At 42.2% G+C, this 17410-nt stretch carries 12 protein-coding genes; 5 read left to right on the top strand and 7 right to left on the bottom strand.

Features of this window, described 5'->3' with window-relative positions; genetic code table 11:
- Positions 1–24 precede the first annotated feature (24 nt).
- The 5 genes from ACP2AF_RS00150 to ACP2AF_RS00170 all read left to right on the top strand — a co-directional run bounded on the left by ACP2AF_RS00150 (position 25) and on the right by ACP2AF_RS00170 (position 5612).
- Complete coding sequence (locus ACP2AF_RS00150; protein WP_425234225.1) at positions 25–1398, top strand: 3-keto-disaccharide hydrolase; 1374 nt, start codon at positions 25–27, stop codon at positions 1396–1398.
- Between the two features lie 19 nt (positions 1399–1417).
- A complete protein-coding gene (locus ACP2AF_RS00155) occupies positions 1418–2776 on the top strand; it encodes a Gfo/Idh/MocA family protein (protein WP_425234226.1) in 1359 nt (452 codons plus the stop codon).
- Positions 2777–2820: 44 nt separating this feature from the next.
- Positions 2821–3876: a PmoA family protein gene (locus ACP2AF_RS00160; RefSeq protein WP_425234227.1), complete on the top strand. Its 1056-nt coding sequence runs from the start codon at positions 2821–2823 to the stop codon at positions 3874–3876.
- A 25-nt stretch (positions 3877–3901) separates the two neighbouring features.
- Positions 3902–4507, top strand: coding sequence for a 3-keto-disaccharide hydrolase (locus tag ACP2AF_RS00165; protein WP_425234228.1), 606 nt, complete (start codon positions 3902–3904; stop codon positions 4505–4507).
- 76 nt (positions 4508–4583) lie between these two features.
- Positions 4584–5612 (top strand): substrate-binding domain-containing protein, encoded by a 1029-nt coding sequence (locus tag ACP2AF_RS00170; protein WP_425234229.1) that lies wholly within the window; start codon positions 4584–4586, stop codon positions 5610–5612.
- A gap of 120 nt (positions 5613–5732) precedes the next feature.
- Here ACP2AF_RS00170 and ACP2AF_RS00175 read toward each other — a convergent pair whose 3' ends face one another.
- The 7 genes from ACP2AF_RS00175 to ACP2AF_RS00205 form a co-directional block, all read right to left on the bottom strand.
- Complete coding sequence (locus ACP2AF_RS00175; protein ID WP_425234230.1) at positions 5733–7370, bottom strand: RagB/SusD family nutrient uptake outer membrane protein; 1638 nt, start codon at positions 7368–7370, stop codon at positions 5733–5735.
- Between the two features lie 35 nt (positions 7371–7405).
- Positions 7406–10540, bottom strand: a complete 3135-nt coding sequence (locus tag ACP2AF_RS00180) for a SusC/RagA family TonB-linked outer membrane protein (RefSeq protein ID WP_425234231.1) — start codon at positions 10538–10540, stop codon at positions 7406–7408.
- A gap of 600 nt (positions 10541–11140) precedes the next feature.
- Positions 11141–12124, bottom strand: coding sequence for a carbohydrate kinase family protein (locus ACP2AF_RS00185; protein WP_425234232.1), 984 nt, complete (start codon positions 12122–12124; stop codon positions 11141–11143).
- Between the two features lie 87 nt (positions 12125–12211).
- Positions 12212–13381, bottom strand: coding sequence for an alpha-hydroxy acid oxidase (locus tag ACP2AF_RS00190; protein ID WP_425234233.1), 1170 nt, complete (start codon positions 13379–13381; stop codon positions 12212–12214).
- Positions 13382–13393: 12 nt separating this feature from the next.
- Entirely contained in the window at positions 13394–14764 is a 1371-nt protein-coding gene (locus ACP2AF_RS00195; RefSeq protein WP_425234234.1) for a c-type cytochrome domain-containing protein, read from the bottom strand.
- A gap of 30 nt (positions 14765–14794) precedes the next feature.
- The gene (locus ACP2AF_RS00200) at positions 14795–15856 is read right to left on the bottom strand and encodes a twin-arginine translocation signal domain-containing protein (RefSeq protein ID WP_425234235.1); all 1062 of its coding nucleotides are present in this window, start codon (positions 15854–15856) and stop codon (positions 14795–14797) included.
- A gap of 25 nt (positions 15857–15881) precedes the next feature.
- Positions 15882–17345: a DUF1501 domain-containing protein gene (locus ACP2AF_RS00205; RefSeq protein WP_425234236.1), complete on the bottom strand. Its 1464-nt coding sequence runs from the start codon at positions 17343–17345 to the stop codon at positions 15882–15884.
- Between the last annotated feature and the right edge of the window lie 65 nt (positions 17346–17410).

A 17410-nucleotide genomic window follows, 5' to 3' on the forward strand; every position in this document is an offset into this window, starting at 1 on the left:
CAAAAGCTTACAAAAGAAACACGTATGAAAAAAGCAAACAATCTACTGCTATCAATTATTCTTTTTACAGGAATTTCCCTTTCGGCCCAGGACAATTGGGAAATGTTATTTAATGGGAAAGACCTAAAAAATTTCGAACAGCTCAATGGAAATGCCAAATATGAAATTAAGGACGGACAGCTTATCGGAACTTCCAAGCTGGATACTCCCAACAGTTTTATGGCGACGAAAAAAACATACGGTGATTTCATATTGGAGTTCGACGTATTTGTTGAAAATGGATTGAACTCCGGGGTTCAATTCCGAAGTTTAAGTTTGCCGGATTACAATAAAGGAAGGGTACACGGTTATCAATGCGAAATTGAAACAAGCTCAAGAAAATGGGCAGGGGGGGTTTACGATGAGGCCAGAAGTGGATGGCTTTATCCACTCTCAAGAAATCCAAAAGGGCGGAATGCCTTTGTCCCCGGTCAATGGAACCATTATAGGATAGAGGCTATTGGCAATACCATTCGTACATGGGTCAATGATATTCAATGTGCCAATTTGGTGGACGACACTACTGCTGAAGGTTTTATCGCCTTTCAAGTTCATAGTATCCGTGACGAAAGCTTGGAAGGTAAAATCGTGAAGTGGAAAAACATAAAGATTAAGACGACTGCTCTGGAAGACTCAAGAAAGGAAGTTGATTCAGATGTACCCGAAATCAGTTACTTGGTCAATCAACTTACTGATAGCGATAAACGCAAGGGCTGGCGTTTGTTATGGGACGGAAAAACTACCAAGGGATGGAGAGGAGCCAAGCTGGATAAATTTCCTGAAAAAGGCTGGGAAATAAAAAACGGCGCTCTTACTGTACTTGCCTCAGGTGGAGCGGAATCTAGAAATGGCGGTGATATTGTGACGGAAGATTCCTTTAAGGATTTTGAACTGAGTGTTGATTTTAAGATTTCCGAAGGCGCCAATAGCGGCATCAAATACTTTGTGGATTCCGAGCTTAATAAGGGAGAAGGTTCGGCAATCGGCATGGAATTTCAGGTGCTGGATGACAAAGCGCACCCTGACGCCAAACAAGGAAAGAATGGTAACCGGACGGTAGGTTCACTATATGATTTAATACGGGCCGAGAATACCGACAGTTCCCGAGGCAAAAATTTTAAGGGTGTGGGTAAATGGAACAATGCCCGAATTGTGGTCAAGGGAGGCCATGTTGAGCATTGGTTGAACCAGATTAAGGTTGTGGAGTTCGATCGCTTTAGTCAAATGTTCAAGGCGCTGGTGGAAAAAAGTAAATATGAAAAATGGGATAATTTCGGTCGCATTCCCGAAGGGCTTATTTTACTACAGGACCATGGGGATGAGGTTTCCTTTAGGAGCATCAAAATACGAGAATTTTAACAAAAAAAATCAACCGATCATGAATAGGACAAGACGAAATTTTATACAGAAAACAACTTTAGCTTCAAGTGGAATCATTTTGGGTGCCGGCTCTATAAGTGCCAAGAGCTATAAAAGAATAATTGGTGCCAACGACCGTGTCCGTGTGGGTATTGTGGGATTTTCGAACAGGGCCAAGGGTGCCTTGATACCTGCTTTTGACGGGCACAGCAAGGCGCAGAATTTCGAAATTGTAGGGGTATCCGACATATGGAACAGACGACGTGACGAAGGAGCGGCCTATATAAAGGAGAAGACAGGAAACAAAGTAGAGCAATGGCGGAATAATGAGGAAATGTATGATAAGAACAAAATCGACGCAACAATTATTTCTACCGCTGATTTTCAACATGCACTTCACACGGTACAGGCGGCCAATGCTAAAAAGGACGTATACTGTGAAAAACCCTTTGCAGAAACCATGGAAGATGCCCGTATAGGGATGAAGGCTGTGAAGGATTCCGGAATCGTTTTTCAAATCGGGTCGCAGAGACGTAGCGGTGCCAATTATCATGCTGCTTCGGATTTTATAAAATCCGGTAAGTTTGGGGATATCGTAATGGTCGAAATGACCTGGAACGTAAATCAACCAGGTAGATGGCGTTTGCCGAAATTAACCAGCGAAATAAAGGAATCCGATACGGATTGGAAACGCTATCAAATGAATCGGCCTCCAGCGGAATGGGATCCGAGAAAATATTTGGAATATCGTCTGTTCTGGCCGTATTCTTCGGGAATTCCTGGTCAATGGATGTCCCACCAGATTGATACGGTGCATTGGTTTTCTGGTTTGGACCATCCAAGAAGCGTAGCCGCCAATGGTGGTATTTACTTATGGAAGGATGGGCGGAAAAACTTCGATACGATGTCGGCGGTCTTCGATTATGGTCCCTCCGACGATTCAAGTTCAGGCTTCCAGGTTACCTATTCCTCCCGCTTTACGAATTCAGCCGGCGGTACCAAGGAGATCTATTATTCCAATGCAGGAGAATTGAATCTGGATACAAACAAAGTGAGTGACAATGGAGGATTGTCCCAAAGGCACGCAAGTGCTATGGGAATGAAGCCGAACAAACTAAAAGGCTTCAATCTTTCCGAGAATGCACCAAAAGTAGTGACATCTGCCAATACCGGAGCTGATAATATGACCTCGTTGCACATGTTAAATTGGATGGAATGTGTCCGAAGCCGTAAGACGACCAATGGTCCGGTGGAGGCAGGCTACAATCATTCCATTGCCAACATCATGACCACGGCCGCCTTGCGAACCGGTTTAAAGGCCACTTTCGATGAAAAGAATCAGGATGTTCTGGCCGGTGGAAAGGTGTTCAAATATTAATAGAAGATATGTTGAGTCTATTTAAGCGAATATTTAGTTATTACATGCCCTTTATATTTTTGCTGATTTCTTGTAAGGAGGTAAAAAATACAGCTACTACCAATAACACGATATCCGAAGAGGAGGTACAAGAATTATCTGAAGTGAAATTTACAAAGGATGATGCAAACAGGAAAATAGATATTACGATTAATGGTAAGCCGTTCACGAGCTATATTTATGACGGACAAACTCCCAAACCGATTTTGTACCCGCTCATCACCAAAAGTGGCAAAACGGTTACCCGGGGCTTTCCCTATGATCCAAGACCCAATGAGCGTGTTGACCATCCACATCATGCAGGGCACTGGTTAAACTATGGGGATGTAAACGGATTGGATTTTTGGAACAATTCCTATGCAATTCCTGAGGAGAAAAAACACCAGTATGGTACAATTTACCATCAGGAAATTCTGCAAAGTGATGAAGATAAGGGAATCTTGAAAATAAAAGCGATTTGGCGTTCGCCAGAAGATATTGATTTGATGGAGGAGATAACGGAGTTTACATTTTCCGAAAAAGAGAACACCAGAATCATAGACCGTTCTACAACCCTAAATGCCTTGAAGGATGTTTCCTTTAAAGATAACAAGGAAGGAATGATTGGCATTCGCGTAGCACGAGAACTAGAATTGGTTTCTGATAAACCGGCACTCTATACGGATGCTTCGGGAAACATAACGGAAGTAGAAGCCTTGAATAATGAAGGTATAAATGGCAACTATTTTAGCAGCGAAGGTTTAACAGGAAATGATGTCTGGGGCACGCGTAACAAATGGGTTAAATTGGAAAGCGAGATCGAGGGCGAAACCGTATCCATCACTATACTGGACCATAAGAGAAATATAGGATACCCCACCTACTGGCATGCCAGAGGATACGGACTTTTTGCCGCCAATCCTTTGGGACAGGCTATTTTTTCTGAGGGGAAGGAAACCTTAAATTTCAAATTGGACAAAAATGAATCGGTAACTTTTAATTATCGCATTTTAATTCATAATGGTTCCAAGTTGACCAACAATGCCTTAAATACTTCATTTGATGAGTTCAATACCAAGTAATCTTAAATTTTAAAAATTTAGAAAAATGAAGTCCATGTATTCCCTGATTTGCACATTGATGTTCGTAGTCATGAATTTCGGACAAGGTACCGACTACAAAATGGAGACCCTATTTGATGGTAGGGATCTAAAGCAATGGCAAGTACCCGACAATAATGTGTGGTGGGCAATTGATGGCGACGCGCTTTGGGCAAAAAGTGACCCTGATCAAAAAGGTTCCATATTATGGACGAAGAAGGAATACGAGGATTTTGTTGTTCAATTGGACTTTAAATTCGGAGAAGGTACTATTGACTCGGGTATTTTTATGAGAGGAGACGATGAGAAGAACGTACAAATTCAAATCGGTATATCGGGCTCTTTGAAAAGAGATATGACGGGTTCCCCTTACGTACCCAAATCAGGATATCCGGTAGAGGCCGCCGGCATTAAGGAACTTTTGAGAATGGATGGCTGGAATACCATAAAAGCCATGACTATTGGCAATTCCTATAAAGTATGGCTCAATGGAGAAGAAGTAATGAATTACATTCTTGAAGAAGCCAATTTAAAAGGTCCTGTTGGTCTTCAACTGCATCCGGGAAGTGATATGACCATACAATTCAAGAATATTTCAATAGCTGAATTGTAACTATTTTAATATTGCTATTTTATGTAAAACATTGTATATCAAAAGATTACCAAACCAACTAATTCCTTAGGGAAGTATGGGAATAAAGAAAATTGCTGAACTTGCAAACGTGTCGATAGGGACGGTAGATCGTGTATTGCACAATAGAAAAGGCGTTTCCAAAGAGACCGAAAAAAGAGTAAGAAAGGTTATCAAGGAAATCGGCTATACAAAGAATACAACAGCCAGTCGATTAAAATTAGCCTCGGTTAAAAAGATAAAATTTGCCATATTGATTCCCGAGGCAAAAAATAAATGGAATTATTGGAAACTCCCAAAAAAAGGTATCGAGCTGGCAGTTCAGGAATTGAAAGAATTAGGAGTAGCGGTGGACAATTATTTGTTCTTGGATTCGTCTTCTTTCAATAATCTGGCCGAACAGATTTTCCTAAAGGATTATGATGCCATAGTAACGGTACCATTCTTTAAAAAGGAAAGCAATTCGTTGCTTAAACGCGCTGAGGGAAGGGAGATTCCCATAGTCTTCTTAGATACCGAAATTGAACTAAAAGGACCTGCCTGTTTCATTCGCCAGGACTCGCATAAAGCGGGTAGGGTGGCCGGAAGATTGCTTCATGGTCTTGTAGGCGCTAAAGGTGATTATTTCGTAATCAATATGTTAAATGACAGGGGTATTCATGCCAATAATATACAGCGAGAACAGGGGTTTAGGGAATTTTTTAATACCATTAACGAGAGGGTAACGATTCATACGATTAACTACTCCTTGAACGACGAATTTAAAGTAACGGCTGAAATGGAGGATTGGTTCGGGAAGGACAACCCAAAGGGAATGTTTGTGACAAACTCAAAATCGCATTTGCTACCCAAGATATTGGAACAGTACCAAGTTAAAAATACCTTCATTGTTGGTTTCGATCTAAATAAACAAAATTTGGAATACTTAAAGGAAGATAAAATCAATTTCTTAATCAACCAACAACCCAAATACCAGGGTTATGCTGCCATAAAAAGCCTTTTTAACTTTATTACTAAGCAGGATAGGTCCGAGCTAAATCTTGATATTCCTGTAGAAATCATTGTCAAGGAGAATGCTACCCTTTGATTCCGACATTATCCTATCTTGGATATCCAGCAGAGAAATACTAAAAAACCCTCCCATTTAATTATGATAAACAGGAGGGTGAACTAAACTAACTCAAACTAAACCAAACAAGTAAGATTGTTATTGTGGATAACCGGGATTTTGCGGATAACCACCCACGGTTCTATCAATTTGATCTTGACCAATCGGCCTTAAAACATGGTAGTCTTGTATGTTCGGGCCACCTTCAATATTATGTAACCGTACACGTTCCACCAATTTTCCGGTACGTGTCAGATCCCACCAACGGGCGTGTTCGCCAAAAAGTTCCCTAGCGCGCTCATCCAACAGAAAATCCATATCTACATCTCCGGCGGTAATTTGCATTGCAGCCTCTTGCCCCGGAACAGCTGCCCTTGTTCGAACAACGTTAATGTCATCTGCTGCGCCGGCCATGTTATTCTGAAGCAGCCTTGCCTCGGCCCGCAGTAGATAGGCATCTGCCAAACGCATAAGTACAACATCACGTTGTCCTTGTGTTTTTTGACGATCGGGCCGTGTAGGGTCAATCCATTTATTCATTGAAGGGAAAATACGTTCCGTATAGTCATCCGCAGTATATACAACATAAGGTGCCGCATCCTTTCTGGCCTGTGGCCATTCTATATCCCTGCCGGGACCGGGAATAAATAGGGCGGTATCGCCGATTGCTAAATTTCCCCTTTCGTCGGAAACTTCCTTATTGGCGAACCAAACGTGCTTAAAACCTTTGTCATATCGTGTATCCACAGTACGATCCCAAAGTCCCAACAAAAATGGGGTAGGCCTAAACCTTTTCCAAGGCCTTCCATTGGCAATATCCCGGGTCATTCCCCTACGTACATCGTACTCCATCAAAAAGTAGAGATGTCCTCTATGCCCCTCACTATCAATGCCTTCATCTACCAAAGATTTGGCAATGGTCAAATTCCAGACAATTTCCGAATTCTCCTGATTGTTGATATCCCATAGATCGGCATAATCGGGCAGTAGTTCAAAGCCATAATTATTGATAACATTGCTAAATAATGTTTCTGCCCTGCTTGAATCATCGCCAGCGGCAAAGGATGTTTGGGCGCGTCTTAACAATACTTTGCCCAACAAAAATTCCGCAGCAGGTTTTGTGGCCCTACCGTATTCATCTTGTGTATCGGGCAAGTTGGCGATGGCAAATTCAAGGTCAGGTATAATGGCCTGTGCATATATCTCGGAAGCGGCTGTCTTGTTGGCCTCAACTTCCACACCAACGGTTTCTTCCAAGCTCAAATGAGCGTCACCATAAGTTCTTACTACATCATAGTAATAAAAGGCACGTAACCATCTGGTTTCTGCTATCCAAATGGTTTTTTGGGTCTCGTCCATTTCTACCTCGGCAGATCGTTCAATTACTGCATTTGCTTGATTGATGCCCCGGTACCAATCTCGCCACATATCGTTCACATAGCTTTCTGTGGCATCAAAGGATTGGTCATAGAAATTTACCCTTTTATGACCGCCATCGGCACCGTTGGTAAAGATATCGGTACCAAAAGTGGTCATGGTAAATCCTCGTTCAGGGCCATAAAACCCCTTCAGCCATGCGTAGGTAGCATCAACGGCATCTTCCAAACCGGCTTCGGTAGTATAATAGGTTCCTGCGGAGACATCCGATATCAGTTCCTCTTCCAAATAATCATCGCAAGACTGCGCTACAAATAACAGCGCTAAAAGCAAGATTGTATATTTTTTTCTTTTCATCATATTAAATTTATCTTCTTTAACCATACCATTTTTTATCAAAAAGTTACATTTAGTCCTATTGACCACATTCTGTTACTGGGTACGGTGCTACTTGAGACACCTTGACCTCTTGCCGTAATCTCGCCGTCATCATTTCGCGTCAAATCATCCTCTTCGGAGACCTCTGGATCAAAGGTTTCATAATCCGACAGAAACCAGAGATTTTGGCCTGCAACGAACAACCTCAAGTTGGAAATGTTAAGCTTTTCGGTCAAAGAACTCGGGAAGTTATACCCCAGAGTCAAGTTTCTGAGTTTAAGATAACTACCATCAAAATAGGTCAAGGTGGAACCATTCTTAGGTCTTTCTTGATTTTCATTCGGGCGAGGAGCCTCGTTCGTTGGGTTATCTATAGTCCAGAAGTCAACATCCAAGTTATTATAGCGGCCAAATAATGCATTATTACTATCATGAAAACGGGAACGGATCATTTGCCCCTGACGGAAATAAAAGAAAAAACTTAGATCCCAACCTTTGTAATTAAAGGTATTGGTGATTCCCCCATAGTAATCGGGGATATCTGTTCCCAAAATTATTCGGTCGGCATCTGTAATCACCCCATCGCCATTTTGATCTCGTAGCTTTATTTCCCCGGGTACCTTACCCTCGGCATTGGCGGCAAGGTCAACTTCATTGGCTTGATAAATTCCTATTTTCTCGTAATCAAAGAAGACATTTACCGGTTGGCCAATGAACCATTTGTTACCAATATCATCGAGTGGATTACCATTCTCATCCCTTAATGGGAGGTCGGTAATCTCTTCCGTATAGGTGGCAATATTGAAACCAACATTCCAGTTGAAGCCACCTGGATTATTGATGACATCCCCATTAACGCTGAACTCAAATCCCTTTGTGGCTGTAGAGCCCACATTCTGGAACACACTCGAATATCCGGAGGAGGGGGGTAGGGTCCTATCCAACAAAAGATCCTCTGTCTTAGTCGAGTAATAATCCAAGGAACCCGTAATTCGATTGTTCAGCAATCCGAAGTCGACACCGGCACTTATGGTCTTTGAAACCTCCCAACCTAAGTCGCTGTTCGGGATATCACTAAGTGAGAAACCTAAGGCCAAGGCTTCCCCATAGGCATAATCGGTAGAAGATAATGTACCTTGTGTTTGATATGGGTTAACCGAAGTATTCCCTACCTCTCCGTAAGAGACCCTTAACTTCAGATCTGAAATTGTATTACTATTTATTAAAAAATCTTCTTGGGAAATTCGCCAGCCAGCAGAGACGCCTGGAAAGTAATTCCATTTTCTACCTTCAGCCAAACGCGAAGAACCGTCAGCACGGAGTGAGGCTTGAAAGAGGTACTTTCCTTTATAATCGTAGTTTACCCTTCCCATAAATGAGGCCAAAGTCCATTCTTCCAGATCCGAGTCGATATTACCCCTGACGGATGCCGTAGACATATTATAGAATAATTGCTCTTCATAGGGTATATTCGCAACCTCTCCTTTATAAGTTTCTTCCCTAGAACTCTGAATACTTTGTAGTAGGGTGACTCCTAAATTATGCTTTTCATTGAAAGTTTTATTGAAGTTCAAAATATTCTCCAAGGTATACCCAAAGTTTTGAAGGTTTTCAACTTCTGCATCTCCTGGGCCGCCGCGATTGTCATTGGTAAAACTACCCCTAAACTCACCTCTTCTTCTGTAACGAATATCAGGACCGAAGTTAGTGGTCCATTTTAACCCTTTCGCAATGTTAATATCCAAATAAACCGGAGCAAAAATACGGGTGACTTTTCGTTCATCAACAAAAGCCCCATCTACCAATTCGCTCAATGGATTGGTTCTAATACCGTCATTGGTGGGCAGAAATATAGGATCTCCATTCTCATCAAATGGAACGCCTAACGGATTGTTGGCCAGGGCTTCTCCCATAACGGCATTGGATCCAAAATTTTGAATGGAATGGGAAACTGTAAACGACATCCCCACTTTGAAGATATCATTGATTCTGTGATCCAGATTGATCCTTCCCGTAAAACGTTCAAAATCCATGTTGCTAATGATTCCTTGCTCGTTGAAATAACCGACCGATGTATTGAAGGTTGTCTTTTCGGAACCGCCACTAACACTAACTTGATGGTTGGTTTGCCACCCATTATCAAGTACCAGGTCCAAATAATCTGTGGACCTTCCTAGCGCTAACGATTCCAACTCAATGGGGTCGTCAAAAACATCCTCGTCCGGTGCGAGAGGACCGTTCCATCGGTCTGCATCCGTTGCACCTATTCTTCTGGATTCCCGTTTTAGAGCGGCAAATTCTTCTCCGTTCATCATATCGACCAAACGGGTTGCGGAGGTAATGCCATAGTGACTGCTATAACTTACTTTGGTATCGCCTACACGCCCTCTTTTTGTAGTAATAAGGATAACACCGTTGGCACCCCTGGAGCCATAAATAGCCGTTGCGGCTGCATCCTTAAGTACGTTCATGGTTTCAATATCCTGTGGATTGATGTCGGCCACCGCTGCGTTACCACTTATTTGGGGAATTCCATCAATAACATATAATGGGTCGTTGGAGGCCGAAATAGATCGGCGACCACGTATACGTACTGTTGAATTTTCACCTGGCCGTCCACCATTAGCCTGAATATCAACACCGGCAACCTGACCTTTAATAGCATCAATACTACTGGCGGTTTGAATTTTTTCGATGGATTCGGCCCCGATAGTAGATATGGAACCCGTTACTTCACCTTTCTTTTGGGTACCATATCCAACAACGACCACTTCATCCAATTGAGAGGCGTCGATTTCCATATTAACGTTTATGGTAGACCTTCCATTGACAGTTATTTCTTGTGAACTATATCCCACATAACCGAATACCAAAACTGCATCCGCAGCAGCATTAATGGAATAATCCCCATCAAAACCGGTTACAACACCGGTTGTGGTCCCCTTAATTACAACACTTGCACCAGGTAACGGGCTTCCATTTTCATCGTAGACAACACCCGTTACGGTGGATTGGAGAACTTCAATGGAATTGCTCATTTTGCCAGAGATGTTGTCGGCAAACATTGAATATGTGCCCATAAGGCAACATATAAATAAGGACAAAAAACTTCTTGCCGGGAGCAATGGTTTTTTTGAGAGTAGTTTTTTCATATCATATGTATTGTTAGTTGTTTCTTTTTTGGTTGAAGAGATTTTAGTTTTTTCTTTTGAATTTATTCAAATCAAACCCTCCTGTTGGAAAGTTGTTTAAGTGGGTGGATTTTAAGGGCTTTTGTTTCTGTATACCATGGTGATTGTTGTTCGGTTGTTTTTTTTGCACTAAAACGTGTCCTCTTTTCAAAGTCCGTTTATGAGAACGGCCGATTGTCAATACGTTATAATTATATGATTTTTCGCACAATCGTTAACGTACACATGTTTTGCGTTAACGTTACCGAATATAGGGATTCATTTTTTTATAAAAAAATTAACACGTAGATTATTGACAAAAAAAAGTAGAATATTGTCAAATTTGATTCAGTTTGTTGCATAATTACAAATGAACCCAACCGCTATTTGATAATTCTGGAAAATACTCTTTTGGAAGATTGCTTTTTACAGGGTTTTAGACCGGGACATTAATAGGAATAGTCGTTTATAGCTTTTTTACTTGTTGTTAGAACAATTTTAGGTTGGTGTTGGAGGCTAAATCAACTTTTAGCGGGCGACTACTCTTATCTGAGATCAATCAAAAGCTACTAAGAAAACCAATCAAATATTGCCGTAATTATCCAGAATCATTTGGTCGGTCTCCTTTTTGGACTTAAAGACACTGAAATCCCTTCCTTGGGTACGTTGAGCACCCAACGCATTGGCATATTTGGCAGCTTTTGCATAATCTGTAGGATTTTCCAGAAGACCGAATCCAAGCCCGCCGGCAAAGGAATCGCCACAACCGGTGGTATCCACAACATGTTCTACACGTATAGATTTGACGATTTCTTGTTTTACTTCCCCATCCTCTTTAAAGAATACGGCGCCACCTTTGGAATCCAGTGTCACTATCAATGATTTTATGCCGTGGTTTAGCGCATGCCGGGCAAAGCCTGGAAGGTGATCCGTATTCTCGTCATTGATGTGGACGAGACTTTCTGGGGCATACTCTTTTTCGAACCAACAACATTTTGATTCTTCCAGATTCATTTTAAGTACATCTATGTAAGGAAGCCATTGATCACGATCTACCCAAAATTTGATCAATCTGTCCCCAGTAATGGTTACCGTATTAGTAGGACCATGGGCATCAAATATTAAAGTGCTCTTACTATTTTCCTTGATATATTTTAAAGTCTCCAAAGGAACCTCATAGTCAGTAATGGGCACACAGACAAAAACATCACAATGCAAAAGGTGCTCAACATCTTCAGGAATTATCGGGTTCATAAACCCGGTTTGTCTTTCCAAGCGATTATTTTGGTCTACGAATTTTAAGCTTATGACATCGCCTTGGTCCTGATCGGAAGTGATATGATCCGTATTGATATTTGGGTATTCCGCCAATATTTCCTTTATCGCTTTTTCATCTTTTTTACGTACATGCGAAACGGGGAATACCGTGCCGCTATCACCTAATAATTTGGAGAGGCCAATGGCCGTATGGGTAGCACAACCATATTTTTCAATAACCTCTCCATGATGTGTGGTAATGTGATCTCTTGGAATTGGACCTAAAACAGCAACATTATACTTGGACATATACAGATTTTAAATAAAAGCGAGATATCTAAATATAATGAAAATCTTGATGAATTGCGTGTCTACTTCATGGTATCTACGAATAGGTTAGGATTTCGAAATCAAGTGCTTTGGAAAATCCTTTACATCTTCACAACAAATTTGTTCCATAACTTGTTGTAACTGAGTTTTGAGAAGTGAAATAGTATGGTCCCCTCCCTGTTTGCCCAACGCGGCGACACCGTACATAAAGGAACGGCCCATAAAGGTAAATTCCGCACCACAGGCCATGGTACGTGCAATATCCGGACCTGAGCGAAGGCCGCTGTCCATCATTACTTTAATTTTATCTCCATAACCTTTCGCAATGCGGGTCAATGGTTTTATCGTGGATTCTCCCGCATCCAGTTGTCTTCCACCATGGTTGGAAACAATAATTCCATCCAATCCCAGTCCCACCGCTTTTTCGGCATCGGCTTCATTGGCAACACCTTTCAGTACCAATTTGCCCTTCCACATATCTCGAATAGGTTTGATACGCTCTTCATTCAACCTTCCCGAAAAGGTTTGGTCCATAAACTTTCCTAATTGCTTTAAATTCAGGTTTTTTGGCATATAGGGCCTCAAGGTTTCAAAATTGGGCTGCCCGTAACGTAAGGTATTATAGGCCCATTGTGGCTTACCCAATATTTGGAGAATATTATTGACGGACATTTTAGGAGGCATGGCCAGACCATTCCGTATATCCCTTGGACGAAAACCAAAGGTGGGAACATCGCATAAAATTACCAAGACAGGACATCCGGCAGCTTCAGCTCTTTTTAAGATATCATTACGGACCGAGGTTTCCGCAGGATGGTATAATTGAAACCAGGCCTGTCCTTCGGTGAGCTCTGAAATTCGTTCTATGCTGCTGGTACTAACGGTACTCAATATAAAAGGAATATTATGTTCAAAGGCGGCCTTGGCTAATATTTCAGGGGAGTTTGGCCACATAAGGCCCTGCAAGCCAACAGGTGCTACACCAAAAGGCGCATCATAGATATGACCAAAAAGCTCAGTTTTCATTTTGGATTCGGTATGGGCGGTGAGGTAATAGGGAAGGAGCTCAACATCCCGAATGTCCGATGTATTTTTATGTAGATTAATATCCTCATTGCAACCACCATCCAGATACTCAAAAGCGAAGCGGGGAATTCTTTTTTGGGCTTTTGCCCGTAAATCCTCTACCGAAGGATATTGTGAGTGGTATTGTATTTCCTTTTTATTCTTTGTCATGAATTGAAAAATCTAGCTTTCGCCAATTATCACCTCCAAGGTTTCTTTGCCCTCTTGCAAAGATTTGGCATTGGCTTGAGTGACCTTGGTTCCCCATAAGTAAACCCTTTTGAGGCCTTCCAATTTTTGAATGTCGGCCAAACAGGAATCAGTTACATTGGTGCCATAGAGATTAAGTGCCTCCAAATGTTTTAGACCCGAGAGATGTGCCACACCTTCATCAGAAATAGTTGTCTTTTCCAGCTGGAGTCGGGTGAGGTTTGGAAATTGGGATACTATGGACAGCCAATCGTTTTTTACATTGGTCCGAGCCAAGGAAAGCCAAGTAATATAATCTTTTACTTTTTCAAGTTCTGCCAATTGGCCTTGGGTCAAATCCGTACCGGAGAATTTGATATCCAATAACTGGTTCTCCGCTCCCAAGGATTTTACGGTGAACCCACTTTCTCGAAGAGCCGATATTTGTGTACTATCCAAAGGGGGCAGCTGTACAGTTTCATACCAAGGCCTAGGTTCCGTATTGAGACCATAGCGCCGAAGCAACACAGGTTTCATATTTTCGGCTACCTCCAAGGCTGATACCGGATCTTCAAAAGAAGCTCCCTGTTCAATCCACCATTCCACTGTCTTTATTTCATCATATGTCAATACATTTTTGGTAGGAGGCATGAATTTTATATTCTTCTGAGGAAGTGTAATTCTTCTAAAGAGCTCGCTTTCACCTGGATTACCCTGGGAGATTACCGGCCCATCGTCACCACCGATCTGTAATGAATCGGCGGATGCCATGTTGAGGCCGCCTCTTCGTACCTCATCACTATGACAGGCAACACACTTTGATTCGAAAATAGGGGCTATTAAATCATGATACACCAATACGGAATCGGGATTGCTCAATTCCGGAAGGGAGTCCTTTGCTTTGGAAACACCCAGTATTCCTTGAATGGATTCCGGGGCGTATTCTACCAAATACTCATCCCCATGCGTAAGGTTTCCTCCTTTATGGCCTTCTATGAAAAGTAGGGCCAGTAACAAAATGTTGAAACCATTATGGATAAGCTTGGTATGCTTTTCGGGCCTGCTTTTAATCCACCAGCCTACGAAGGAAACAACTACGAGGGCAATGCCCAACCATCTATGTGCAAACAGTTGATCTTCTTCGTATAATCCGGTATCCGCAAGGAGCCATCCGCTTAAAGCGGCTCCTGCGGCACTTACTCCCCCTAAAAACCAGGCGATGGGTACAAGGCGACTTTGTTTTTCAGTTTTTTTGAACTTCTCATACCATTCCAATACAATGGCCAAGAACAAAAAACCGATAGGCAAATGCACGAATAAGGGATGAAAACGACCTAAAAACGTAGAAAATTCCAATGCGATCATAAAGAAATAATTAATGTTGGCAATAAACGATTACACACGATGAAGCTTTACGGGATAGGTTTTTCCCGAGGCCCATTGGGGTACATAGAGATTACCATCACTATCCACTAAAACATCATGTGGATTTCGGAAGGTCTTGCCATCATATTCCGGTTCCACTAAGGTGTCGCCATTATATTGGGGTAAGCTTCCCCCCGGAAACGATACTACTCTATTGTTCCTATCCAATACCGCAATCATGCCGTCATAGTTATCCCAAGTTTTCGTAACGATTACCGCAAAATAAATATTTTCACCATGGATAACCGGTCGGCAAATGGAGCATCCCGGTAATGAAATGGTCTCCAAATGTTGACCTTCCATAGAGAATCGTTTGAATTCCTGACTGGCACGCGAAGTAATCAACAAAGTAGGGTTATTGGCCTGTCTGGAATCTACGGTAATACCGTGACAGCAATTGAATTTTAAATCCCCTTCTCCCTTTCCACCAAAATGTCTAATATACTCCCCATCGGCGTTATATTGAATGATGTAGTTTTCGCCATAGCCGTCAGCGACATAAAAATCCCCATTGGGCAATACGGTAGTCTCAGTAGGTTTAAATTGGTCGTCTTGGGTATACCCGGAAACTTCTTTGGGTCGTTTCAAGGTCATGAGAATTTTACCGTTTAAATCCGTTTTATGAACACTATGGGTTTCCGGATCGGTAATAAGCAGGAACTGATCGCTCCCTTCGCCCGCTATGGATAATCCGTGAGCACCTGGAAAGTCCGTCCCCCATGAATCCAGTACTTTACCAGAAGTATCGTAGATTAAGATGTTATTATTGTTAGCGCCGGTAGTGGTCATAAAAATGCGTCCCTTGCTGTCCATTGCCATTTCATGGCAATCGTTTACCGGTATTTTGGAAGGGTCTTGAACGCCCCATTCCTTATCTACACGATATTTAAATTTTCCGTGCCCTACGGTATCTCCTAAATTCTTGGTCGAATGGGTAATCCCAAAAGTAAAACTAGGGGCCACTATACCAGCACCTGTGGCAAGTGCCGTTTTTTTTAAAAAGTCCCTTCGCTTGGTATTGCTTGTTTTCATTTTCTTCTGTTTAGTATCCTTGTCTTTATGCCAGTATTTCATTGACGACCTCGCCATGTACGTCGGTCAATCGATATCTTCTTCCTTGAAACTTAAAGGTCAATTTTTCATGATTTACTCCTAACAAATGCATTAAGGTGGCCTGAAAGTCATGCACATGAACGGGTCGTTGTACCACATTGTAACCGAAATCATCAGTTGCCCCTAAGGTAATCCCTTTTTTTATTCCGGCACCTGCCATAAAAATAGTAAAGCATTTTGGATGATGGTCCCGACCAAAGTTGGTTGCCGTCAACTGCCCTTGGGAATAATTGGTTCGGCCAAATTCTCCGCCCCAGATAACCAAGGTGTCCTCCAACATACCGCGTTGCTTTAAATCGGTAATCAGGGCCGCGGTAGCCTGATCGGTATCCTTGCACTGTACCTTAATGGCACTGGGCAGATTGCCATGCTGATCCCATCCTTGGTGATATAATTGGATGAACTTTACATCGCGTTCGGCCAATCGTCTCGCTAAAATACAATTGGCGGCGAAAGTACCGGGTTTACGACTATCCTCGCCATACATATCATAAATGTAATCCGGTTCGTCCTTGGTATCCATGATTTCCGGAACGGATGTCTGCATGCGGAAGGCCATTTCATATTGTGCCATACGTGCTAGAATCTCTGGATCACCAACATCCTCATGGTTTATTTTTTCTAGTTTCTGGAGATGATCCAATTGTTCACGCCTACTTTTCCCATCAATTCCGGGAGGGTTTGTCAAATAAAGAACAGGATCTTTTCCGGCCCTAAACTGAACCCCTTGATGCTGAGAAGGTAAAAACCCGTTTCCCCATAATCTGGAATATAAAGGTTGCCCATATTTATCTTTGGTAACAAGCACCACAAATTCAGGGAGGTTTTTGTTATCCGATCCAAGGCCATAGCTCACCCAAGAACCGATGGAGGGCCTTCCTGGCAATTGTGATCCCGTTTGCAAGAAAGTAATGGCCGGATCATGGTTTATGGCTTCGGTATACATCGATTTGATAAAACAGAGATCGTCTACCACTTTTGAGGTATGTGGCATTAAATTGCTCATCCACGCTCCACTTTGCCCATGTTGTTTAAAATCAAAAATAGTACCTGCAATGGGTAAGGAGGCCTGGCCTGAAGACATTCCGGTAAGCCGTTGCCCTTGTTGTACACTTTCGGGCAGATCTTGCCCGTTCATTTTATTCAACAGAGGTTTATAGTCAAATAAGTCCAACTGTGAGGGTGCACCACTTTGAAAAAGATAAATGACCCGTTTCACCTTGGGAGGGAAATGTGGCTGACCGAGAACGCCTCCACCATTTCCGGAAAGATGTTCCAAAGGTTTGTCTTTTGCGAACATTCCCATGGGATCCAACATGGAGGCCATTGAAAGTGCCCCCATTCCCAGAGTAGTCTTGGTCAAAAAATCTCGTCGTGTATAGTTTTTATTATGATTATGGGTACACATATTTTACAAATTTTTTAAATCAAGTTTCAAACTCAAGTGTCAAGTCTAAAAAAGCAATAAGGCTT

Source organism: Ulvibacterium sp. (genome assembly GCF_965248315.1).
GTDB lineage: Bacteria > Bacteroidota > Bacteroidia > Flavobacteriales > Flavobacteriaceae > Ulvibacterium.